Annotated in this window: 22 protein-coding genes; 15 read left to right on the top strand and 7 right to left on the bottom strand. The window is 71.4% G+C overall.

Going from position 1 to position 21,473, the window contains the following annotated elements; genetic code table 11:
* The first annotated feature begins 97 nt into the window (after nt 1-97).
* From J3S89_RS19265 to rplS, 6 genes are all read left to right on the top strand, one after another.
* The gene (locus J3S89_RS19265; RefSeq protein WP_217929678.1) at nt 98-1,204 is read left to right on the top strand and encodes a GyrI-like domain-containing protein; all 1,107 of its coding nucleotides are present in this window, start codon (nt 98-100) and stop codon (nt 1,202-1,204) included.
* A 277-nt stretch (nt 1,205-1,481) separates the two neighbouring features.
* Entirely contained in the window at nt 1,482-2,999 is a 1,518-nt protein-coding gene (gene ffh / locus J3S89_RS19270) for a signal recognition particle protein (RefSeq protein WP_217929695.1), read from the top strand.
* A 124-nt stretch (nt 3,000-3,123) separates the two neighbouring features.
* Nucleotides 3,124-3,486: a 30S ribosomal protein S16 gene (gene rpsP, locus J3S89_RS19275; RefSeq protein WP_217929697.1), complete on the top strand. Its 363-nt coding sequence runs from the start codon at nt 3,124-3,126 to the stop codon at nt 3,484-3,486.
* A 37-nt stretch (nt 3,487-3,523) separates the two neighbouring features.
* On the top strand, nt 3,524-4,096 hold the full coding sequence (gene rimM / locus J3S89_RS19280; RefSeq protein WP_217929699.1) for a ribosome maturation factor RimM: 573 nt from the start codon (nt 3,524-3,526) through the stop codon (nt 4,094-4,096).
* Nucleotides 4,093-4,809 carry a tRNA (guanosine(37)-N1)-methyltransferase TrmD gene (gene trmD, locus J3S89_RS19285; protein ID WP_338019803.1) on the top strand — a complete coding sequence of 239 codons (717 nt, stop codon included), beginning with the start codon at nt 4,093-4,095 and terminating at the stop codon, nt 4,807-4,809. Before rimM ends, trmD begins: the two co-directional genes overlap by 4 nt.
* 97 nt (nt 4,810-4,906) lie before the next feature.
* Nucleotides 4,907-5,290, top strand: coding sequence for a 50S ribosomal protein L19 (rplS, locus tag J3S89_RS19290; RefSeq protein ID WP_217929709.1), 384 nt, complete (start codon nt 4,907-4,909; stop codon nt 5,288-5,290).
* 150 nt (nt 5,291-5,440) lie between these two features.
* Here the strand turns inward: rplS and J3S89_RS19295 are convergent, their stop codons facing one another.
* From J3S89_RS19295 to hemC, 3 genes are read right to left on the bottom strand one after another with little or no spacing between them, the layout of a single operon-like run.
* Nucleotides 5,441-7,141 carry a heme biosynthesis protein HemY gene (locus J3S89_RS19295; RefSeq protein WP_217929718.1) on the bottom strand — a complete coding sequence of 567 codons (1,701 nt, stop codon included), beginning with the start codon at nt 7,139-7,141 and terminating at the stop codon, nt 5,441-5,443.
* 10 nt (nt 7,142-7,151) lie between these two features.
* On the bottom strand, nt 7,152-9,611 hold the full coding sequence (locus tag J3S89_RS19300; protein ID WP_217929732.1) for a uroporphyrinogen-III synthase: 2,460 nt from the start codon (nt 9,609-9,611) through the stop codon (nt 7,152-7,154).
* A 10-nt stretch (nt 9,612-9,621) separates the two neighbouring features.
* Nucleotides 9,622-10,551, bottom strand: coding sequence for a hydroxymethylbilane synthase (gene hemC / locus J3S89_RS19305; protein ID WP_217929734.1), 930 nt, complete (start codon nt 10,549-10,551; stop codon nt 9,622-9,624).
* A 186-nt stretch (nt 10,552-10,737) separates the two neighbouring features.
* Here hemC and tsaD point away from each other — a divergent pair, with 186 nt between their 5' ends.
* The 6 genes from tsaD to J3S89_RS19335 all read left to right on the top strand — a co-directional run bounded on the left by tsaD (nt 10,738) and on the right by J3S89_RS19335 (nt 14,792).
* Nucleotides 10,738-11,814: a tRNA (adenosine(37)-N6)-threonylcarbamoyltransferase complex transferase subunit TsaD gene (gene tsaD, locus J3S89_RS19310; RefSeq protein WP_217929736.1), complete on the top strand. Its 1,077-nt coding sequence runs from the start codon at nt 10,738-10,740 to the stop codon at nt 11,812-11,814.
* Nucleotides 11,811-12,824, top strand: coding sequence for an NAD(P)H-dependent glycerol-3-phosphate dehydrogenase (locus J3S89_RS19315; RefSeq protein ID WP_217929738.1), 1,014 nt, complete (start codon nt 11,811-11,813; stop codon nt 12,822-12,824). Before tsaD ends, J3S89_RS19315 begins: the two co-directional genes overlap by 4 nt.
* 83 nt (nt 12,825-12,907) lie before the next feature.
* Complete coding sequence (locus J3S89_RS19320; protein ID WP_217929742.1) at nt 12,908-13,198, top strand: YciI family protein; 291 nt, start codon at nt 12,908-12,910, stop codon at nt 13,196-13,198.
* A gap of 11 nt (nt 13,199-13,209) precedes the next feature.
* Nucleotides 13,210-13,629, top strand: a complete 420-nt coding sequence (locus tag J3S89_RS19325) for an EVE domain-containing protein (protein WP_217929752.1) — start codon at nt 13,210-13,212, stop codon at nt 13,627-13,629.
* Nucleotides 13,630-13,640: 11 nt separating this feature from the next.
* Complete coding sequence (locus tag J3S89_RS19330) at nt 13,641-14,312, top strand: class I SAM-dependent methyltransferase (RefSeq protein ID WP_217929754.1); 672 nt, start codon at nt 13,641-13,643, stop codon at nt 14,310-14,312.
* Nucleotides 14,313-14,450: 138 nt separating this feature from the next.
* The gene (locus tag J3S89_RS19335) at nt 14,451-14,792 is read left to right on the top strand and encodes a hypothetical protein (RefSeq protein ID WP_217929757.1); all 342 of its coding nucleotides are present in this window, start codon (nt 14,451-14,453) and stop codon (nt 14,790-14,792) included.
* Between the two features lie 10 nt (nt 14,793-14,802).
* Here J3S89_RS19335 and J3S89_RS19340 read toward each other — a convergent pair whose 3' ends face one another.
* Both J3S89_RS19340 and rpmF read right to left on the bottom strand, forming a co-directional pair.
* Nucleotides 14,803-15,210 carry a hypothetical protein gene (locus J3S89_RS19340; RefSeq protein WP_338019804.1) on the bottom strand — a complete coding sequence of 136 codons (408 nt, stop codon included), beginning with the start codon at nt 15,208-15,210 and terminating at the stop codon, nt 14,803-14,805.
* Nucleotides 15,211-15,338: 128 nt separating this feature from the next.
* On the bottom strand, nt 15,339-15,521 hold the full coding sequence (gene rpmF, locus J3S89_RS19345; RefSeq protein ID WP_217929761.1) for a 50S ribosomal protein L32: 183 nt from the start codon (nt 15,519-15,521) through the stop codon (nt 15,339-15,341).
* Between the two features lie 271 nt (nt 15,522-15,792).
* Between rpmF and J3S89_RS19350 the strand changes: the two genes are divergently transcribed.
* A complete protein-coding gene (locus tag J3S89_RS19350; RefSeq protein ID WP_217929777.1) occupies nt 15,793-16,731 on the top strand; it encodes a polyprenyl synthetase family protein in 939 nt (312 codons plus the stop codon).
* Here the strand turns inward: J3S89_RS19350 and J3S89_RS19355 are convergent.
* Nucleotides 16,709-17,632 (bottom strand): LysR family transcriptional regulator, encoded by a 924-nt coding sequence (locus J3S89_RS19355; protein WP_217929779.1) that lies wholly within the window; start codon nt 17,630-17,632, stop codon nt 16,709-16,711. The two genes, J3S89_RS19350 and J3S89_RS19355, sit on opposite strands and share 23 nt — an antisense overlap.
* A 137-nt stretch (nt 17,633-17,769) precedes the next feature.
* Between J3S89_RS19355 and J3S89_RS19360 the strand changes: the two genes are divergently transcribed.
* Nucleotides 17,770-18,777 (top strand): aldo/keto reductase, encoded by a 1,008-nt coding sequence (locus J3S89_RS19360; protein ID WP_217929781.1) that lies wholly within the window; start codon nt 17,770-17,772, stop codon nt 18,775-18,777.
* A 7-nt stretch (nt 18,778-18,784) separates the two neighbouring features.
* Here J3S89_RS19360 and ispG read toward each other — a convergent pair whose 3' ends face one another.
* The gene (gene ispG / locus J3S89_RS19365) at nt 18,785-20,029 is read right to left on the bottom strand and encodes a flavodoxin-dependent (E)-4-hydroxy-3-methylbut-2-enyl-diphosphate synthase (RefSeq protein WP_217929783.1); all 1,245 of its coding nucleotides are present in this window, start codon (nt 20,027-20,029) and stop codon (nt 18,785-18,787) included.
* A 414-nt stretch (nt 20,030-20,443) separates the two neighbouring features.
* Here ispG and J3S89_RS19370 point away from each other — a divergent pair, with 414 nt between their 5' ends.
* Nucleotides 20,444-21,469 carry a calcium:cation antiporter gene (locus J3S89_RS19370; RefSeq protein ID WP_420801333.1) on the top strand — a complete coding sequence of 342 codons (1,026 nt, stop codon included), beginning with the start codon at nt 20,444-20,446 and terminating at the stop codon, nt 21,467-21,469.
* Nucleotides 21,470-21,473 lie beyond the last annotated feature (4 nt).

Here is a 21,473-nt window from a genome sequence, read left to right on the forward strand (position 1 = left end):
GCCTCGACGATCTCGCGAAGGCGGCGGCGGCGTGCCATGGTGCGGGCGAACGGACGATTCGGGGCCGCGCGCCCCGCGATCGGTGGAGACGAGAGCCATGCGGTTCGACCTGCGGATGGGACTGACGAGCGCGGCCTCGGGCCTCGCGATGCTGGCGGTGGCCGGCGCGGCCGTGGCACAGACGGCGGGCGCGCCGACGCTCGCCATCGAGCGTCAACCGCCGATCGGCACCCAGCCGGTCGCCCCGGCGCCGGTGCTGGTGCCGCAGGTGAGCGGTCCGCCGATGGTGACGCAGCCGCCCGTCGTCCCGGCGCCGATGGTGGTGCCGCCCGGCCCGCCGCCGGTGGCTGTGCCCGCGCCGATCGCCCCGAGCCCGGTGTTCGTGCCGGAAACGCCGAAGACGCAGGCCTCGTCGGCGCCGAAACCGACCGAGCCGCCGGTCTCCGCCCCCGCCGAGAGCGAAGCGAAACCGGCCGAGCCGAAGCCGGATGCCCCCGCGCCGGCGGACCCCGCCGCGTCCGCGCCGGCTCCGGCTGCGCCCGCCCCGACGGCGCCCCCGGCCGCCGCTCCGGCCGAACCGCCGGCCGCCACTCCGGTGGCTCCCCCGGCCGCCGTGCCGAAGCCCGAGGCTCCCACCGCGACGCCGGCTCCTGGTCCCGCCCCTGCTCCGGCGCAGCGGGTCGTCCCGCTCGCCGAACCGCCGGCCGCGCCGGCGCCGGCTCCCGCGCCCGAGGCGACCGAGACGGGGCCGACCACCGAGGAGGTCGAGATGACGCCTCGCCCGGTTCTGTTCGTGACCGGGGTCACCACGTGGGATCAGGCCGAGGAGAAGCTCGGCTCGGTCTTCGCCACCCTGGCTCAGGCGGCGAAGAAGCTCGGCATCGCCGAGCCCGGCGCGCCGCTGGTGGAATATATCGAGAGCGACAGCGACGACGTCGGCTTCCGCGCGATGCTGCCGGTCTCCGCGCCGCCCAAGGGCAAGTTGCCCAAGGGGGTGAAGGCCGGCCAATCGCCGGGGGGCAAGGCGCTCCGGTTCCGTCACAACGGGCCGCTCGACGACCTCGAGGAGGTCTACGGTCGGATCGACGACGAATTGGCCAAGCGCGGCGTCGAGGCCAAGACCATTCTCGAGCAATACGACGGGGACGCGCTCGCCTCGCCGGAGGACCGGGTGGTGGTGGACGTCTACGTCTTCGTGAAGTGACGAGCGAGGCGCCGGGGCGCGTCCCGTCGCGACCGGCGTCCCGGCGCGGGCGGAGGCGCCGCGTCGCGCGCGAAAATCGGCGCGGACCTTGACTCTCGGCGCGGCGGCGGGTAACCGTCGCGCCATTCTCGTCGACTCCGTCGTCGATCCGCCGACCGAGGCATACCGTCAAGACCTCGGAGGTCACCGTCCGCCAGCGCGATGCGCCCGCGGGCGCGTTTCCGCTTGGGGGATCGCTCGAAGGGGGCGAGGACACGAAACCGGGATCCGAGGTCTCATGTTCGACACCCTCTCCGAACGCCTTTCCGGCATTCTGGACAAGCTCACCCGCCGCGGCGCCCTCTCCGAGGCCGACGTGGGCGAGGCGATGCGCGAGGTGCGTCGCGCCCTGATCGAGGCGGACGTCGCCCTCGACGTGGTGAAGTCCTTCACCGACAAGGTGCGCAACCGGGCGATCGGCCACGAGGTGCTGCGTTCGGTGACCCCCGGCCAGCAGGTCATCAAGATCGTCCACGACGTGCTCGTGGAGACGCTGGGCTCGGAAGCCAAGCCGATCGATCTGCACGCGCCGGCCCCGGTCGCGATCATGATGGTCGGCCTCCAGGGCTCGGGTAAGACGACGACCTCGGCCAAGATCGGCAAGCGGCTGACCGAGCGCAACAAGGTCAAGGTGCTGCTCGCCTCGCTCGACACTCGCCGTCCGGCGGCGCAGGAGCAGCTGCGCGTCCTCGGCGAGCAGATCGGCGTCGACACGCTGCCGATCGTCGCCGGCCAGACCCCGACCCAGATCGCCGAGCGCGCCGAGATGGCCGCCCGTCTCGGCGGTTACGACGTGGTCGTGCTCGACACCGCCGGCCGTACCCACATCGACGAGCCGCTGATGCTCGAGATGGCCGAGATCAAGAAGATCGCCCGGCCGCACGAGATCCTGCTGGTCGCCGACAGCCTCACCGGCCAGGACGCGGTCAATCTCGCCAAGTCCTTCGATCAGCGCGTCGGCATCACCGGCATCGTGCTGACCCGCATGGACGGCGACGGCCGCGGCGGCGCCGCGCTCTCCATGCGCGCGGTCACCGGCAAGCCGATCAAGCTGGTCGGCGTCGGCGAAAAGGCCGATGCGCTCGAGGATTTCGATCCCGCCCGCATCGCCGGCCGCATCCTCGGCATGGGCGACATCGTCGCCCTGGTCGAGAAGGCCGCGCAAGAGATCGACATGAAGAAGGCGGCCGACATGGCCGCCAAGATGAAGAAGGGTCAGTTCGACCTCGACGATCTCGCCGACCAGCTCGGGCAGATGAAGAAGCTCGGCGGCATGAAGGGCATCATGGGGATGCTGCCCGGCATGGGCAAGATGAAGGGCCAGCTCGACGGTCTCGACGAGAAGGTGTTCGACCGTCAGGTGGCGATCATCCGCTCGATGACGCCTAAGGAGCGCCGCAAGCCCGAACTCCTCGCCGCCAGCCGCAAGCGCCGCGTCGCGGCCGGCTCCGGCACCCGGGTCGAGGACGTCAACAAGCTCCTCAAGATGCATCGCCAGATGGCCGACATGATGAAGGCCATGGGCAAGAAGAAGGGCGGCATGTTCGGCGGGCTGGGCTCCCTGCTCGGCGGCGGCATGCCGCAGGTCGATCCGGCGGAACTCGAGGCGATGGCCAAGTCCGGCCAGATGCCGCAGCTGCCGCCCGGTGGCCTCGGAGGGATGGGCGGCGGTCTGCCGACGCTGCCGAAGGGCATGGGGCTTCCGGGCATGGGACTGCCCAAGGGCCCGCTGCCTCCGGGGTTCAGGAAGAAGTGAGTTTCTCCCGCCGATCCACTCGCGAGCGTCGCTCGGAGCGGGAGGCGGGGTGGAAGGTTTCGGAATTCCCCGAACCTCGGTTCGGGTCACACGAACAGTCGAAGATCACAAGAAAGGAAGAGCCATGTCGCTCAAGATCCGTCTCGCCCGTGGTGGCTCCAAGAAGCGCCCGGTCTATCGCATCGTCGTCGCCGACGCGCGTTCGCCCCGCGACGGCCGCTTCATCGAGAAGGTCGGCACCTACAACCCGATGCTGGCCAAGGATTCGGCCGATCGCGTGTCTCTGGTCGCCGAGCGCATCACCCATTGGCTGTCCGTCGGCGCTCAGCCGACCGATCGCGTCGCCCGCTTCCTCGACACCGCCGGCCTGATGAAGCGCGAAGCCCGCAACAACCCGCAGGCCGCCCTGCCGGGCAAGAAGGCCCAGGAGCGCGCCGCCGAGAAGGCCAAGAAGGCCGAGGCGCTGGCCGCCGCCACCGCCGAGTGAGCGATCGACCGGGGCGACGAGGGCGAGGTGAACCGTCATGAGCGATGAACCGATCCTCGTCGGCCGCGTCGGCGCCGCCCACGGCATTCGCGGCGAGGTGCGGGTCAAGGCCTTCACCGAGCCGATGGACGCCATCGGCGACTACGGCCCGCTGTCGCTTCCCGACGGCCGGCGACTGACGATCGAGCGGATGCGGACCCAAGGCGACATGCTGGTGGTCAAGTTCCGCGAGATCGCCGATCGCAACGCCGCCGAGACGCTCACCAACCGCGATCTCACCATCCCCCGTTCGGCGCTGCCGGAGCCGGAGGACGAGGAGACCTTCTACCACACCGACCTGATCGGGCTCGACGTGGTCGATGCGGCCGGGGCGTCGATCGGGACGATCGTCGCGGTGCCGGACTACGGCGCCGGCGATCTCCTGGAGATCCGCCCGGCGGCGGGGACCAGCTTCTACCTGCCGTTCACCCGGGCCTTCGTGCCGGTGGTGGACGTGAAGGCGGGACGGGTGGTGGCCGATCTGCCGGAGGGCTTCCTCGCGGAGGCGAAGCCGGAAGCGGGCGAGGACGGGGCCGACCCGTCCACGTCCGAGGGGGAGCGTGGGGCGTGACCGGATTTTCCGCGACCGTGCTCACGCTCTATCCGGAGATGTTCCCGGGGCCGCTCGGCGCGGCTCTGGCGGGCAAGGCGCTGGAGAAGGGGATCTGGGGTCTCGAGACCGTCCAGATCCGCGACTTCGCCACCGATCGTCATCGCTCCGTCGACGATACGCCGGCGGGCGGGGGACCGGGGATGGTGCTCAGGGCCGACGTGGTCGGCCGGGCGCTGGACTCGATCGGTTCCGACGACCGTCCCAGGCTCCTGATGAGCCCGCGCGGTCGACCGCTGACGCAAGGCTTCGTTCGCGACCTGGCGGCGGGGCCGGGGCTGGTTGCTCTGTGCGGGCGCTTCGAGGGCGTCGACGAGCGGGTGATCGAGGGGCGCGAGCTGATCGAGGTCTCGGTCGGCGACTACGTGCTCTCCGGCGGGGAGGTCGCGGCGATGATCTTGCTCGACGCGGTCGTCCGCCTCCTCGACGGGGTGATGGGACAACGCGAGTCCGGTTGCGAGGAGAGCTTCGAGACCGGGCTCCTGGAATATCCGCACTACACCCGGCCCCAGGTCTGGGAGGAGCGGAGGATCCCGGAGGTGCTCACCTCGGGCGATCACAAGGCGATCGCGCGTTGGCGACACGCGAAGTCGGAGGCGATCACCCGGGACCGGCGCCCGGACCTGTGGCGGGCGTGGGAAGCCGCGCACGCGACGGGTGGGACCAGGAAATGACGAATCACGGCCTTCTCGGCCCCAAAGTCACGACGGGGGCATGACAAGGCGACGGACTTCGAGTATAGGCAACGCAAATTCCGAACAGGTGACGACCATGAACATCATCGAACAGCTCGAGGCCGAGCAGGCCGCGGCCATCGCCGAAAAGCGCAAGATCCCCGACTTCGCGCCGGGCGACACCGTCCGCGTCAACGTGCGCGTCGTCGAAGGCTCGCGCACCCGCGTCCAGGCCTACGAGGGCGTCTGCATCGCCCGCGCCGGCTCCGGTCTCAACGAGAGCTTCACCGTCCGCAAGATCTCCTACGGCGAGGGCGTCGAGCGCGTGTTCCCGTGCTACACCCCCCTCATCGAGGGCGTCGAGGTGGTCCGCCGCGGCAAGGTGCGTCGCGCCAAGCTCTATTACCTGCGCGGCCTGACCGGCAAGAAGGCTCGTATCGTCGAGCGCCAGGACAAGAAGACCGTCGCCGCCGCCGAGTGATCGGCGCCGCGATCGACATCCTTCGAAAGGGCCGGAGCGATCCGGCCCTTTTCGCGTTCGCGGGGCTGCCACCGGCTTCGACGGGCCGCGAACGGAAAAGGCCGGCGGGGTGAGCGCCGGCCTTCGTCGTCTCTCGCTCGGGATCGCCGGTCAGGAGAACAGGCGGAACCGCTTCGGTGCCGGTGGCGTCTCGGTCAGATCGGGGCCGGGATCGTCGGGCATGTGCGGCTGAAGCTCGACGATCTCGGCGCTCGGCCGGGCCGGGTTCGCGGGGGCCGCCTTCGGCGCCGGCGTGGCCTCGGGGGCGGCGGCCGGCCCGGCACTCGCGGCGAGGGTCTCGGCGGGGGCCTCGGGCACGGCGGCCGGCGGCTCGACGGCGGTCGCCGGCGCGGGGGCCTGAGCCGAAGTCGGAGCCGGGGCCGGGGCCTGAGCCACGGGGGCCGGTTCGGGCGCGGGCGGCGCGGCGGGCTCGACGGCGGTGCGGACCGTCTCGACCGGCACGATCGAGCCGGAGAGCGCGAGCGTCTCGTCGGCTTCGTCGGCGGGATCCTCCCAGGCGAGCGCGGCGACGTCCTCGGACGGGATCTTCCATTCGAAGGCGTCGAGACGGCCGTTGATCGGCGAGACGGCGGCCCAATGGTCGGAGACGAAGCCGTCGGCGACCCAGGCGGCATCGCGCGGGGCGTGGACCGCCCGGGTGAGCCAGCCGCGCACGGCGCCGGGGGTGCCGCCCTCGCCCTCCTCGATGCGGGCCATCAGCAGGCAGACCCGGCGGGTGGCGCCGTCGGCGAGGATCGGCTTCAGCGCGGCGCGCGCGGCGGCGAAGTCCTGGGCCTCGATCTGGGCGCGGGCGAGCGCGATCACACCTTCGGGGTGATTGGCGCGGATCTCGGTCAGTTTGGTGACCCGGGCGAGGCGATCGCGGGCGCCGTCGCCGGGCCGCAGGTGGGCGTAGGCCTCGGCGATCTCGGGATGGGGCGCGACTTTCCAGGCGGCCTCGAGGACGCGGCCGGCGTTGCGCAGATCACCGGCGCGGGCGGCGAGCCGCGCGGCGAGGGTGGCCGCCGGCACCAGATCGGGGGCGAGGCCGTGCGCCTCGAGCGCGGTGCCACGGACCACGTCGGGGGCGGAGCTCTCGCGCTCGAGCCCGTCGGCGGTCAGCACCACGGCGCGCAGGCGGCGGGCGGCGGGCTTGTCGATGATGCCGTGGCGGCGGTTCTGGTCGATCGCCTCGAGGGCGCCCTGCCAGTCGCGGCTGCGGGTGCGATATTCGACCAGGGCCTGACCGGCCCAGGCGAGACGGGGGGCGGCGCGGTGAGCGGCCTCGGCGTAATGGGCGGCGCCGGGGCCGTCGCCCCAGCGCACCGCCTCGACATAGAGGCCGCGCAGGCCGAGGAGGCGGGTGCGGGGATCGTCGAGCATGGTCTCGAAGGCGCGGCGGGCGGTGCCGCGATCGCCGAGGAGCTGGGCTTGCTGCGCCTCGAGGAGGAGCGCCAGCGGCTCGTCGCCGAGATGGGCGCGGGCATCGGCGGACGCCTTGACGGCGGTGCCGAGGTCGCCGGCGCCGACGGCGATCATGCCGCGCGACAGGGCGGCCCAGCCCTTCTCGCGGCGGCGGCGGCCGAAGAAGGAGCCGATCGAGCCGGGGGCGTTCCAGATCAGGCGGACGATCGCCAAGAGGATCAGAACGGCGACGATCAACACCACCAGACCGATGCCGAGCGTGGTGGTGTCGGTCTCGACGCGCTGACCGAACCAGGTGATCGAGGCCTCGCCGGGATGGTCGGCGAGCCAGGAGAAGCCGAAGGCGAGGCCGACGAGGGCGGCGAGGAAGACGAGCAGACGGATCATCTTCGGACCCTCACTTCGGTTGGGACAATTTGGAGACGACACCGGCGGTCTGGGCGGCCAGCGCGGCATCGACGGCGACACGGGCCTCGAGCGCGGCGCCCCATTTCGCCGAGACCGCGCGGGCGCCGTCGGGCAGGGCCTTCCAGGCGGCCAGCGCGGCGGGAAGATCGCCGCTCGCCAGCCGGCTGTCGATCCGCGAGACCTTGGCGGAGAGGCTCTCGCCGGCACTCTCGCCGGCCGGGCGGACGCGGACGATCGAGGCGGCGTGGCTCATCATCCGATCGAGGAATCCGGAGCCGGCGCTCGCCGCCTCGTCGGCCTCGACCATGGCGCGGGCGACCTTGGGCAGGTCCTCGCGCAGTTTCGTCGGCGAGGGCACGCCGGTGGCGACGAAGGCCTCGAGCGGAGCGAGCGTCGGCACGCCCTCGGGGGCGGCGCGCTTCACCACCTCCCATTCGGGGCCGAAGGGACGGCCGGCGTCGACGGCGGACTTGAGATCGGCCAGCGCCACCGCGAACACCGCCTCGGCCTGGGCCTTGGTGGCGGCCTCGGCGCCGGCCTCGATCTTGGCGAGCTTCGATTCCATCGAGCCGACCCGGCCCTCGGTCGCTTCCAGGGTCTGGTCGAGGCTCTCGGCGATGCGGCCGCGATCGGCCTTGGCCTCGGTGTTGGAGGACTCGAGACCACCGAGGCGGCCGACGAGGCCGTCGACCTCGGCGCGCAGGCCCTCGACGCCACCGAGGCGCTTGCGCATGCCGTCGAGAGCGGCGGTGACTTCGGCCTTCTGCTTCTCGACCTCGGCGGCGAGGCGGGTGGCGGCGTCGGCGAGCGCGGCCTTGGCGGCCTCGCCTCCATCGGCGCCGCGCGCCTTCAGATCCTCGCGGGTGGCGTCGAGACGGGCGGAGAGCGCGGCGACCTCGGCGGCGGCGCTCTCGCGGGCGGCGGCGATGGCCGCGTCGACCCGGGAGGCGAGGTCGTTCAGGGTGGCGCCGTCCGCGGCCGGCAGTTTGGCGAGACCTTCGGCGACCGAGGTCTTGGCGGCGGCGAGGCGCTCCTCGGCCGCCTTCTGCAGCGTGTCGACGCGGGCGGCGAGGTCGGCGGGAAGCTTCAGGGCGGGTGCTGCCTCGATCGCGGCGATGCGCTTCTCGATCGGGGCGAGGTCGACGACGGGCGTCTCGGCCACCTTCTTCTCGTCGGCGGCGACCTTGGCCTCGAGTGCGGCGAGACGATCGGTCGCAGCCTTCAGGGCGGGATCGGGGGTCTTCGCGGCCGGGCCGAGCAGCGCGTCGACCTGCGGGGCCAACACGCGACCACCGCCGATGCCGATCACGCCGCCGGCGAGCGCGGCGACGATCACACCGCCGATCAGGGCACCGCCGCCGATACCACGCGCCGCAGCCGGCGTCGGTGCGGGGGGTGGGGCAGGGGCCTCGGCGACGGGGGCCGGCGCGGGTCCGGCGGGCGTGGCGTCGTCGTCGGCGGGAGGCGGAGGGGTCGCTTCCTCGGGGGCGGGAGCGGTCTCGGCCGGGGTCTCGGCGACGGTCTCCTCGGGGCCGGGTGCGGCCGGCGTGGCGGCGTCGACCGGGGTTTCCTCGGCCGTCTCGGCGGGGACGGGAGCGCTCTCGATCGTCGTCTCGTCGGCGCGGGTCGCCTCGATCGGTTCGGCCGGATCGTGCTTTTCGGGCTCGAATCCCGTCTTCGGCGCCATGTGCGATCTCCCTGTCTCCGCGTCGTCTCCCGGTTCGGGATGTTCGCGGGATTGAACGAAGGTCACCAACAGGCCCGGTTCGTCGGGCCTTTCGGCGACCACGACCCGGGCATAGCCGGCACGCCGAAGGGGTTCGGCCGTCGCCTCGGATATAGCATGGATGCGAAAGCGCGAGTCAGTTGGAGAAAAGCCTCGAGCCGCCAGGGCCTCGACGAGGATCTCCGCGCTTCGCGGCGAATAGACGGCGATGGCGTCGATGTGGCCCCCGGCGAGGTCGGCGGCGACGCTGTCGGGAAGCGTCGCGACCGCCTCGGCGCGGTAGAGCTCGACGACCCGGACGGCGAAACCGCGCGCCTCGAGATCGTCGACGAGATCGGCGGTACGGTCGGCGCCGGCCGCCCACAGGAGGGGTCCGCGCGCGGGGTCGAGCCGGTCGGCGGCGAGCGCCGCCAGGGCGCGGCGATCGCCGTCTGCGGAGGCGACGTCGGTGAAGCCGCGATCGCGGGCGGCGCGGGCGGTGCGCTCGCCGACGGCGAGGAGCGGCAGGGCGCGGGCGCGGTCGGCGGCCGGATTGAGGGCGAGCGCGGCGACGCCGTTGAGGCTCGTCACCAGGATCGCCTGGACGTGGTCGAGATCGAGCTCGACGTCGCCGTCGAGGACGATGCGGGTCAAAGGCGCGACGACGCCGTCGAGACCGGCCGCCTCGAGACGGGCCTTGGTGGCGCGTCCCTGGTCTTCGGCCCTGGTCACGAGGACGCGCATCGAGCTCTCCTCAGGGGAGCGGGGTGAAGAAATCCGGCCCGCCGAGCCGCTTCAGGTGTTCGCCCGCCTCGCGGCCGATCGCCTCGGCCTCGCCGATCGGGCCGGAGCGGGTGACGGCGTGGGCCTCGGACCCGTCGGGTCGCAGGATCAGCCCGTCGAAGCGGACGGTGTCGCCCTCGACCCGGGCGAGGCCGGCGATGGGCGTGCGGCAGGAGCCGTCGAGAACGCGCAGGAAGGCCCGTTCGAGGGTGAGGGCGGTGGCGGTGTCGGTATGATGGATCAGCCCGACGAGGGAGCGGGTGGTGGCGTCGTCGGCGCGGCTCTCGATGCAGATGGCGCCCTGGCCGACGGCCGGAAGGAAGTCCTTCGTCTCGATCAGCGAGGCGATCTCGGTCTCGAGACCGAGACGGCGCAGGCCGGCGGCGGCGAGAAGCGTGGCGTCGGCGACGCCCTCCTCGAGCTTCCTCAGGCGCGACTGGACGTTGCCGCGGAACTCGACCACCTCGAGGTCGGGGCGCAGGCGCCGGACCATGGCGCGGCGGCGCAGGCTCGAGGTGCCGACCACCGAACCGGCCGGCAGATCGGCGAGGCTCTTCGCCCGCTTCGACAGGAAGGCGTCGCGGACGTCCTCGCGCGGCAGGAAGGCGGTGATCTCCAGCCCGTCGGGCAGGACGGTCGGCATGTCCTTGGAGGAATGGACGGCGAGGTCGATCGAGCGATCGATCAGCGCCTCTTCGATCTCCTTGGTGAAGAGACCCTTACCGCCGACCTCGGAGAGGGGGCGATCGAGGATGCGATCGCCGGAGGTCTTGATGACGACGATCTCGAACAGGTCGGGGCTGCGGCCCGTCGCCGCGGCGAGGCGGTCGCGGGTCTCGTGGGCCTGAGCGAGCGCCAGCGCGCTGCCGCGCGTGCCGATCCGGACCTTCGTCTCTGACATCTTCGATTGCACGTCGTTCCCACCCGGTGATACGGCAAGGGCCACACCGAGACGAACGCTCGACCGGCCTCGCGCATGAGATCGTTCGTCTTCTCTAGAGGAAAGCCGGATCGCTCGCCACCTCCCTCGGGGATGGGACGTTTCCGGACGGGACAGCGGATCGCGGGCGCGATCGAGGGGACGGACGTGCGGGTCCTGGGCATCGAGACCAGTTGCGACGAGACGGCGGCGGCGGTGGTCGAGCGCGGCGACGACGGGCGCGGCCGCATTCTCTCCGACGTGGTCCATTCGCAGATCGCCGAGCACGCGCCCTTCGGCGGCGTGGTGCCGGAGATCGCGGCGCGCGCCCACGTCGACCTTCTCGACGGCATCGTCGAACGGGCGATGCGCGAGGCCGGGCTCGGCTTCTCCGATCTCGACGCGATCGCCGCGACCGCCGGGCCGGGGCTGATCGGCGGCGTCATCGTCGGGTTGATGACCGCCAAGGCGATCGCGGCGATGCATCGGCTGCCGCTCGTCGCGGTCAATCATCTGGAAGGCCACGCGCTGACGCCGCGCCTGACCGACGACGCGCCCTTTCCCTATCTCCTGCTGCTGGTCTCCGGTGGCCACACCCAATTCGTCGCGGTCGAGGGGCTCGGGCGTTATCGCCGGCTCGGCACGACCATCGACGACGCGCTCGGCGAGGCCTTCGACAAGACCGCCAAGATGCTGGGTCTGCCCTATCCCGGTGGGCCGCAGGTGGAGAAACGCGCGGCGGCGGGCGATCCGGCGCGGTTCGATCTGCCACGTCCCCTGATGCGGCGCGACAGCCTCGATTTCTCCTTCTCGGGGCTGAAGACGGCCGTGCGGTTGGCGGCGGAGGCGGAACAGCCGCTGTCGGAACAGACGATCGCCGATCTCTGCGCCTCGTTCCAGGCGGCGGTGACCGACGTCGTGCGGTTCAAGGCGGAACTGGCGCTGAAGCGCTTCAAGGCGGAGACCGGCGTCACCGCGCCGCTGCTCGTCACCGCCGGCGGGGTCGCGGCCAACAAGGGGATCGCGGCGGCGCTGGCGGCGGCGGCGGGAAAGCTCGGCGGCCGGGTGGTGGTGCCGCCGGGGCGGCTCTGCACCGACAACGGCGCGATGATCGCCTGGGCCGGGGCGGAACGGCTGGCGGCGGGCTGCGAGGACGGCATGAACGCGCAGGCGCGGCCACGTTGGCCGCTCGACGAGACCGCCGCGCCTCGATTGGGCTCGGGACAATGGGGAGCCAAGGCATGAGCGAACGGCCGGCGATCGAACGGGTCGCGGTGATCGGTGCCGGGGCCTGGGGCACGGCGCTGGCGCTGGTGGCGGCGCGGGCGGGCCGTGAGGTCCGCCTCTACGGACGCGATCCGGAGACGGTGGCGGCGATCGGCGAGGAGGGGCGCAACCCGCGCTATCTCGGCGACATCCGCCTCGAGCCGGGTCTCTATGCCACCACCGACGCGGCTCATGCGCTCGACGGCGCCCAACTGGTCATCCTGTCGGTTCCGGCTCAGGCGACGCGGGCGAGCGCGGGCGAACTCGCCGGGCTGATCGCGCCGGGCACGCCGGTGGTCAGCGCCGCCAAGGGGCTCGAGCACGGCACCCGGGCGACGATGACCGACGTGATCGCCGCGGCGATGCCGAACGCGGTCGCCGGGGTTCTGTCGGGGCCGAGTTTCGCGGTCGACGTGGCGCGCGGCCTGCCGACGGCGGTGACGGTGGCGGCGAAGGACGACGCGCTCGCCGAGGCGATCGCCCGGGCACTGTCGTCGTCGACCTTCCGGCCCTATGCCTCGCACGATCTGATCGGCGTCCAGGTCGGTGGCGCCTTGAAGAACGTGCTCGCCATCGCCTCCGGCATCGTCGTCGGGCGTGGACTCGGCGCCAGCGCGCAGGCCGCCACCACGGCGCGCGGCTTCGCCGAGCTGACCCGGCTCGCCCGGGCGCTGGGGGCCGAGGCGGAGACGCTGATGGGGCTCTCGGGGCTGGGCGATCTGGTGTTGACCGCGACCTCGCCGCAGTCGCGCAACTTCTCGCTCGGGGTGGCGATCGGCGCGGGCGGGTCGATCGCCGATCTGACCCGGCGCGGCACCAAGCTCGCGGAAGGGGTCCATACCGCGAGCGTGGCGGTCGAATTCGCCGCGAGCCACGGGGTCGAGCTGCCGATCACGGCGGCGGTCGCCGACGTGGTGGCCGAGACGATCGGCGTCGACGGGGCGATCGACCGACTGATGAGCCGCCCCTTGAAGCGCGAGGTCGGCTGAGAGGAGGGGGCCGGCGGGTGGACCGGGGGCGACGCAACGCCTAAGGTCGGCACGACTCGTCCATCCTTTCGGAGACCCCGCGCATGCTCTTCGTCGCCCTCTGTCACGACATGCCCGACGGCCTCGCCGTCAGGCTCGCCACCCGCGACGCGCACGTCGCCTGGCTGAAGAGCCTCGGTGAGAAGGTCCGCATCGCCGGCCCGTTCTTCGACGAGAGCGGCGAGACCATGTGCGGCTCGGTGGTGGTGATCGAGGCGGGGGATCTCGCCGAGGCGAAGGCGACCTTCGCGGCCGACCCTTACGCCGGCGCCGGGCTCTTCGCGGCGGTCGATATCCGGCCGTGGCGCTGGGTCGTCGGCGCGCCGGCGGCGTGAGGAGACCCGGCATGGCGCATTGGCTCTACAAGTCCGAACCGGGCGTGTGGTCGTGGGACGATCAGGTCGCCAAGGGCGAGGCCGGCACCTATTGGGACGGGGTGCGCAATCCGCTCGCCAACAAGAACATGAAGGCGATGGAGGTCGGCGAGCGCGGCTTCTTCTACCACTCCAACGAGGGCAAGGCCGTGGTCGGGGTGGTCGAGGTGGTGGCGACGTGGGCGCCCGATCCCAACGACGCCAAGGGCACCTACGGCGCGGTGACGCTGAAGGCGGTGGAGAAGCTGCCGCGTCCGGTCACGCTCGCCGAGATCAAGGCCGATCCGCGCCTCGCCGAGATGGTCCTGGTCAAGAATTCGCGCCTCTCCGTGCAGCCGGTGACGGACGAGGAATGGGCGATGGTGCGCGCCCTCGGCGGGCTCGAGCCCTGAGCGAGGGTGTCATGGCCGGATCCGAGATCGACAAGCTCGAGTTCATCCGCGCCAACACGCGGCTGCAGGCGCCGCCGCACGTCCCGGAGATCTCGCTCCATCTGGCCGACGAGGCGATGGATCTGTGGAAATTGACCGAGGACGAGCTGGAGACGCTCGGGCTGCCGCTGCCGTTCTGGGCCTTCGCCTGGGCCGGTGGGCAGGCGCTCGCGCGCTACGTGCTGGATCATCCCGAGACGGTGGCGGGACGCGAGGTCCTGGTCTTCGCCGCCGGGGCCGGGCTCGAGGCGATCGCGGCGGTGCATGCCGGGGCGAAGCGGGTGCTGGCGACCGAGATCGACCCGTTCGCGCTGGTGGCGCTCGAGCTCAACGCCGGCATGAACGGCGTCTCGATCGAGATCTCGGGACGGGACGTGCTCGACGGCGGCCTGGCGGCGCTGCCGTTCCGTCCCGAAACGGTGCTGCTCGGCGACGTGTTCTTCGAACAGCCGCTGGCCGACCGGGTCGCCGCCTTCGCCGCATCCTGCGCCGACGAGGGGATCCTGACGCTGGTCGGGGATCCCGGCCGCAGCTATCTGCCGAAGGACCGCATGGACTCGCTGGCGGAATACCGGGTTCCGACGACCCGGGCGCTGGAGGACGCGGAGGTCAAGAAGACCCGCGTCTGGCGCTTCCTCGGCTGAATTCACCATGATCGACGATCGGCGGGGCCGGACGGGCATCGCGCCCGCCGTCTGGCCCGCGCCTTGCGAAATCCTAAGGGATCCTCACCCCGCCGTTCCGTTTCGGGACATCGGCCGAGGACGTCCTCGGAGTTCGCCATGCGTATCGGTCCGACCCTCGGTGTTTCGATCCTCGCCTCACGGCCCGATGGGGCGCGTCGGGTCGAGCCGTCGGCACGGGCGAGCGAGACCGGCGAGGAGCGCGGGCGGGCCCTGGTGCCGGTCGCGCCGGCGGCCGAGAGCCGCAGCGAGACCGGACGGATCGTGCGGCATCGGGTCGAGGCGCCGTTTCTCGCCCAGTTGATCGCCTCCCACCGCGATCTGCCGGAGCAGCGGAGGCTGCGGCGCGCCGAGCCGGCCGTCGCCACGGCGATCTATGCGAAGGCGCAGGCCGGCGAGGGGCTGCTGGTTCCCGGCTATCTGGTCGACGAGGCGCGCTGAGCCGCCTCGCTCACGCCCCGCGATCGAAGCCGAAGTCGCGGCGGGCGCCGCGAATGGTGATGGTGAAGCCGCCGACCACATCGATCAGGGCGATCGCCGTCAGGATGAAGAAGACCGAGGTGGCGGCGGCGGCCACGGTCAGAAACTCCACCAGATGGATGACGAAGACGCCGAGCGACAGGGCGTGGTCGACGATGGTCGGCGACGAGGTCCGGGTCGCCTTGACGATCTCGACGAAGAGGCAGACCAGCGCGCCGAGGATCAGCATGTCGCCGAGCAGCAGCGTGAAGCGCGCGTCGGAGACCATGGTGACGGTGAAGACCGGCTCGACCCAGGGGTCGCCGGGGGCGGCGCCGATCAGTCCCGCGATCACCAGATTGTAGACGAGCAGCGGCGCGAGCGTCAGCGGTACGTTCATGACCATCGTGAATCACCCCGGCAGGGTCGAATCGACCGTTTCACCCCCATGGTTAACGCCGGCTCGCGTCGAAAAAAAGAAAGGCCGGCTCGAGGCCGGCCCTTCGAATTCGAAAATGCGCGAAGCGATCACTCGCCCTTGGCGTCCAGGATCTGGCGACCGCGATACATGCCGGTCTTCAGATCGATGTGGTGCGGGCGGCGCAGTTCGCCGGAATCCTTGTCCTCGACATAGGTCGGGGCCTTGAGGGCATCCGCCGAGCGGCGGAAGCCGCGCTTCATCGGCGAGGTCTTTCTCTTCGGAACGGCCATCGTCCATACTCCAGATCGGGCGTCGGCCTCACGGGCGACGCGAAATTCGAACAGGGCACCGGAGAATGCCCCAGGGTCCGGACGGCCGGCCGAAGGGACGTGATTTCGGTGGATCGGCCGGGCTTATACCGAACTCGCGGGCGTTTGACCAGAGCGATCGGCATTTTTTCGCGGCGTCTCGCGCGGCGCGACGCCGCGATCGCGTTTTTCCTTGGAGAGGGCACGATTTCGCGCTAGCTGACGGCCGGTTCCGCCGTTCCGAGGTCCCGCCATGCCGATCGCGTCGACGCCCTTTCTCGACAGTCTCGCCCGCGACGGCGCGCGCGTCGAGGCCATGTTGGCGCGACTGCTCGGCACGGAGGCGCTCGCCGAAGAGACGGTGCGCCCGGCGCGGCTGCTCGAGGCGATGCGCCATGCGGTGCTCGGCGGCGGCAAGCGTCTCCGGCCGTTCCTTCTGATCGAGGCGGCGCGGCTCTTCGGAGCCGAGGACGAGGGCGTGCTGCGCGCGGCGGCGGCGCTCGAGATGGTCCATTGCTACAGTCTCGTCCACGACGATCTGCCGCAGATGGACGACGACGATCTGCGCCGGGGCCGGCCGACGGTCCATCGCGCCTTCGACGAGGCGACCGCGATCCTCGCCGGCGACGCGCTCCTGACGCTCGCCTTCGACACTCTCGCCGATCCCGCGACCCACCACGACGCGGGCGTGCGGGCCGATCTGGTGGTGCGGCTGGCGCGGGCCTCGGGGCTCGGCGGCATGGTCGGCGGGCAGATGCTCGATCTGACGGCGGAGGGGCGGTGGAGCGCCGACGGCGCGGCGGCGACGCTCGGTGACGGCGAGATCCGCCGGCTCCAGGCGATGAAGACCGGCGCGCTGCTGCGCTTTCCACTGGAGGCGGGGGCGATCATGGCGGGCGCGGCGGCGGCGGACGTCGCCCGGCTCGGCCGGTTCGGGGCGATGATCGGGCTCGCCTTCCAGATCGCCGACGATCTCCTCGACGTCGAGGCCTCGCCCGAGGCGATGGGCAAGGCGACCGGCAAGGACGCGGCGCGCGGCAAGGGCACGTTGGTGGCGCTGCACGGCGTCGCGGCGATGAAGGCGGAACTCGAGCGGTTGGTCGGCGCGGCGCAGGCCGAACTCGCGATCGACGGCGCGCGGGCGGAGATCCTGCGCGAGGCGGCGCGGTTCATCGCGGAACGGCGGAGTTGAGACCCTCGGCGTGTCGATCGCCGCGCAGGTGATCGATCAGGGCGCGCAGCGCCGGCCGCATCTGCCGCCGCGACGGGTGATGGAGATGGAAGCCGGGGAAGACCGGCATCCATTCGGTCAGCACCGCCTCGAGCCGGCCGGCGGCGAGGTCGTCGCGGACCTGATCCTCGATCAGACAGCTCACTCCGAGCCCGGCGCGGGCCATCTCCGCCAGGACGGCGCCGTCGTCGGCGACGATGCGCGGGCGCGGCAGCACGGTCTGGGCGCGGCCGTCGCGTTCGAATTCCCAACGATAGAGGGTGCCGTCGGCGAAGCGGCGCAGGAGGCCGGCCATGGGTTCCAGATCGCGCGGGGTCGCGGGGCGGCCGTGGGCGTCGAAGAAGCCGGGCGAGGCGACGACCACGAGGCGGAGCGGCGGGCCGATCGGCACGGCGATCATGTCGCGCTCGACGAACTCGCCGATGCGGATCCCGGCGTCGAAGCCCTCGGCGACGATGTCGACGCGGCGTTCGTCGATCGAGAGGTCGAGTTCGATCTCGGGATGGGCGCGGGCGAAATCGGCGAGGCGGGCGGAGAGGCCGAGCATCAGCGCCGATCGCGGCGCGCCGAGGCGCAGGCGTCCGGCCGGCCGCTCCGGGCGATCGACCACTTCGGCGAGCGCGCCGCGAATCTCGTCGAAGGCCGGCGACAGCCGTCCGTAGAGGCGCCGGCCGGCGTCGGTCAGGGCGACCGAACGGGTGGTGCGGTTGAAGAGGCGCACGCCGAGTCGGACCTCGAGGCCGGCGACGGCATGGGAGATCGCCGAGGGCGAGACCCCGAGCGCGCGGGCCGCGGCGCGAAACGAGAGCGTGCGGGCGACGGCGGTGAAGTGATCGAGATCGGTGAGTTCGATCCGACTCATTGATGAATGATCCGAAACACGACATTGCGAAATCATGAGCTTATCAGAACGATCGCGCGCGGCTAGCCTCTCCCCACGATCTCTTCGGGGCCGATGACCTCCGCGCGGCCCGGGATCCCTTCAGGAAGGAGCGCGGCATGCGCACACGTCGTCTCGGTCAAGGTCTCGAGGTTTCCGCCATCGGTCTGGGATGCATGGGCATGAGCCATGCCTATGGCGGCCAGGAGGAGGGAAAGTCGATCGCCACGCTCCGGCGGGCGGTGGAGATCGGCGTCACCTTCCTCGACACGGCCGAGGTCTACGGGCCCTACGACAACGAGATCCTGCTCGGCAAGGCGCTCGGGGGCCTGCGCGACCGGGTGACGATCGCCACCAAGTTCGGCTTCCGCATCGCGCCGGAGGCGGCGGCGGGGGTCGACCGGATGATCGGGCTCGACGGCCGGCCGGAGAACGCCAAGCGGGTGGCGGAGGCGAGCCTGAAGCGGCTCGGTACCGACGTCATCGATCTCTTCTATCTGCACCGGGTCGATCCGGACGTGCCGATCGAGGAGAGCGTCGGGGCGATGGGCGATCTCGTCCGCGCGGGCAAGGTGCGCTTCCTCGGCCTCTCGGAAGTCGACGCCGATCAGCTGCGCCGGGCGCATCGCGAGCATCCGATCGCCGCTCTCCAGAGCGAATGGTCTCTGTGGACGCGCGGCATCGAGGCGGAGATCCTGCCGGCCGCGCGGGAGCTCGGTGTCGGCGTGGTGCCGTTCGCGCCGCTCGGGCGGGGGTTCCTCGCCGGTTCGGTCACGACCACAGCGGATTTCGGTGAGGGCGACTTCCGCCGCAAGCTGCCGCGTTTCCAGGACGAGGCACTGGCGGCCAACGCCCGGTTCGTCGCGGTTCTCGACGAGATCGCCCGGGCGCACGGCATCACCAAGGCGCAGCTGGCGCTCGCCTGGGTACTGGCCAAGGGCGAGGACGTGGTGCCGATCCCCGGCACGCGGCGGATCGAGCGGCTGGAGGAGAACGCGGCCGCCGTCGAGGTGAGGCTCTCGGCCGACGACGTCGCGACGATCGAGGCGGCGATCCCGCCCGAGGCGATCACCGGCGAGCGCTACTCGACGCAGACCGCCGCCTGGGTGCCGAAGAAGCCGGCGTGAGACTGCTTCACTCGGCGGCGCGGCCCTTGCCGAAGCGGGTCTCGATGTAGTCGGCCACCATCGCCTCGAAGTCCTCGGCGATGGTGGCGCCCTTCAGCGTCGCCACCTTCTTGCCGTCGACGAAGACCGGGGCCGACGGGGCCTCGCCGGTGCCGGGCAGCGAGATGCCGATGTCGGCGTGCTTCGATTCGCCGGGGCCGTTGACGATGCAGCCCATCACCGCCACCTCGAGCCCCTCGACGCCGGGATATCTGGCGCGCCATTCCGGCATCGAGACGCGGATGTGTTCCTGGATCTTGTGGGCGAGTTCCTGGAACACCGTCGAGGTCGTGCGTCCGCAGCCCGGGCAGGCGGCGACCACGGGGGCGAAGGTGCGGAAGCCCATGGTCTGCAGGAGTTCCTGGGCGGCGGTGACCTCCTTGGTGCGGTCGCCGCCGGGCTCGGGGGTCAGCGAATAACGGATGGTGTCGCCGATGCCCTGCTGCAGCAGGATGCCGAGCGCGGCGGAGGAGGCGACGAGCCCCTTGGAGCCCATGCCGGCCTCGGTGAGGCCGAGGTGGAGCGCATGGTTCGAGCGGGCGGCGATCTCGCAGGAGACCTTCACCAGATCCTGGATCTGGGAGACCTTGGCGGAGACGACGATGCGGTCGCGACCGAGACCGATCTCCTCGGCGAGTTCGGCGGAGAGCAGCGCCGACTGGACCATCGCCTCGTGCATCACCGCTCGGGCGGTGAGCGGCGCGCCCTTCGCGGCGTTCTCGTCCATCAGGCGGGTGAGGAGCTCCTGGTCGAGCGAGCCCCAGTTGACGCCGATCCGCACCGCCTTGCCGTGGCGGATCGCCTGTTCGACGATCGCGGTGAACTGACGATCGCGCTTGTCCTTGAAGCCGACGTTGCCGGGATTGATCCGGTATTTGGCGAGCGCCTCGGCGCAGGCGGGGTGATCGGCGAGGAGCTTGTGGCCGATGTAGTGGAAATCGCCGATCAGGGGGACCGTCACGCCCCAGGCGTCGAGCCGGTCACGGATCTTGGGCACGGCGGCGGCGCTCTCGTCGCGATCGACGGTGATGCGCACCAGTTCCGAGCCGGCGCGGGCGAGCGCGCGGACCTGTTCGGCGGTTCCCAGCACGTCGGCGGTGTCGGTGTTGGTCATCGACTGGACGACGATCGGTGCACCGCCGCCGATCACGACGCCGCCGACGTCGACGGCGACGGAGGTGCGGCGGGAGAGCGGCGTGGCGGTCGGGTACATGGACAGGCTCCGGCGGAGGTTCGATGAGGCGAGATGTCGCCCTCGCGGCCGCGCCGTCAAGGGCGTCGACGTCTCGGTCGGACGGGAAATCCCACCAGGACCGTCTCCACGCGACCTGCGAAGGGAAGAGCGGCCGGGCGATCGGGCCGGGCGAAGCCGTCGCGAGGCGCGGGGAGGCCGCCGACGCGGATCGATCCCATGGCGTCGGACGGTACGAACGCGGGTTGCGGTGCCGGTCTCGATGCGACAGGCTGCGAGGTGGAGCGACGCGGTCGCTTCGCGGCTTCGCGCTTCTCTTCAACGGAAATCCGAGCCATGTCCTCACCCGACACTCCACCCGGCGCGCGCGCCGCTTGGTCACGGTTTCTCCATGGGCGTTCCGCGCCGCCGGTGCTGCTCGCCTATGCGGTGGCGATGCTCGCCTTCGGGGCACGTCTCTCCACGCTGCCGGTGCTGGGGTCGGTGCTGCCCATCGTCGAATTGACCATGCTGATTCTGGCGGTCGCGGTGGCGGTCCATCACGCCGAGACCATCGCCCATCGGCTCGGCGAGCCCTACGGCACGCTGGTGCTGACGATGGCGGTGACGGTGATCGAATGTTCGCTGATCCTGGCGGTGATGCTGTCGGGCGACGGCAACGCGACCCTGGCGCGCGATACCGTGTTCTCGGTGATCATGCTGGTGTGCAACGGACTCGTCGGCCTGTGCTTCCTGATCGGTGGCTTGCGCTGGGGCGAGCAGACGTTTCGCACCACCAGTGCGCGGGCCTATCTGATGGTGCTGGTGCCGTTCGGCGTGCTGACCATGGTGCTGCCCGGATTCACCACCTCGGCGGCGGGCCCGTTCTATTCGACGGCGCAGATCGCGTTCGTGTCGATGGTCACGCTCGCGCTCTACGGGATCTTTCTCTACGTCCAGACCGTGCGTCACCGCGGGTTCTTCGACGTCGAGGGTGGCGAGGGCGGCGCGGAGACGGAACCGAGCATGGCCTCCGCGACGATGCCCTATGCGCTCCTCGGGATCGCCTTGATCGCGATCGTCCTGCTCGCCAAGAGTTTCGCGGCGTCGATCGCCTTCGCCGTGGCGGCGATCGGGGCGCCGCCGGCGATCGTCGGCGTCCTGGTGGCGCTGTTGGTGTTGCTGCCGGAGAGCGTCGCGGCGATCCAGGCGGCCCGCGCCGATCAGCTCCAGCGCAGCATCAATCTGGCGCTCGGGTCGTCGCTCGCCACCATCGGGTTGACGTTTCCGGCGGTCGGAGCGTTGTCTCTGGTGCTCGGCAAGCCGTTGGTGCTGGCGCTCGGGCCGACCGAGATGGTGCTGCTGGTCCTCACCCTCGTCGTCTCGATGGTGACCTTTTCGGGCGGGCGCACCAACATCCTGTCCGGCTCGGTCCATCTGGTGCTGCTCGCCACCTTCGTCTTCCTGATCTTCGTGCCGTGAGAGC

This window comes from Pinisolibacter aquiterrae (assembly GCF_019160155.1).
GTDB classification, from domain to species: Bacteria; Pseudomonadota; Alphaproteobacteria; order Rhizobiales; family Ancalomicrobiaceae; genus Pinisolibacter; species Pinisolibacter aquiterrae.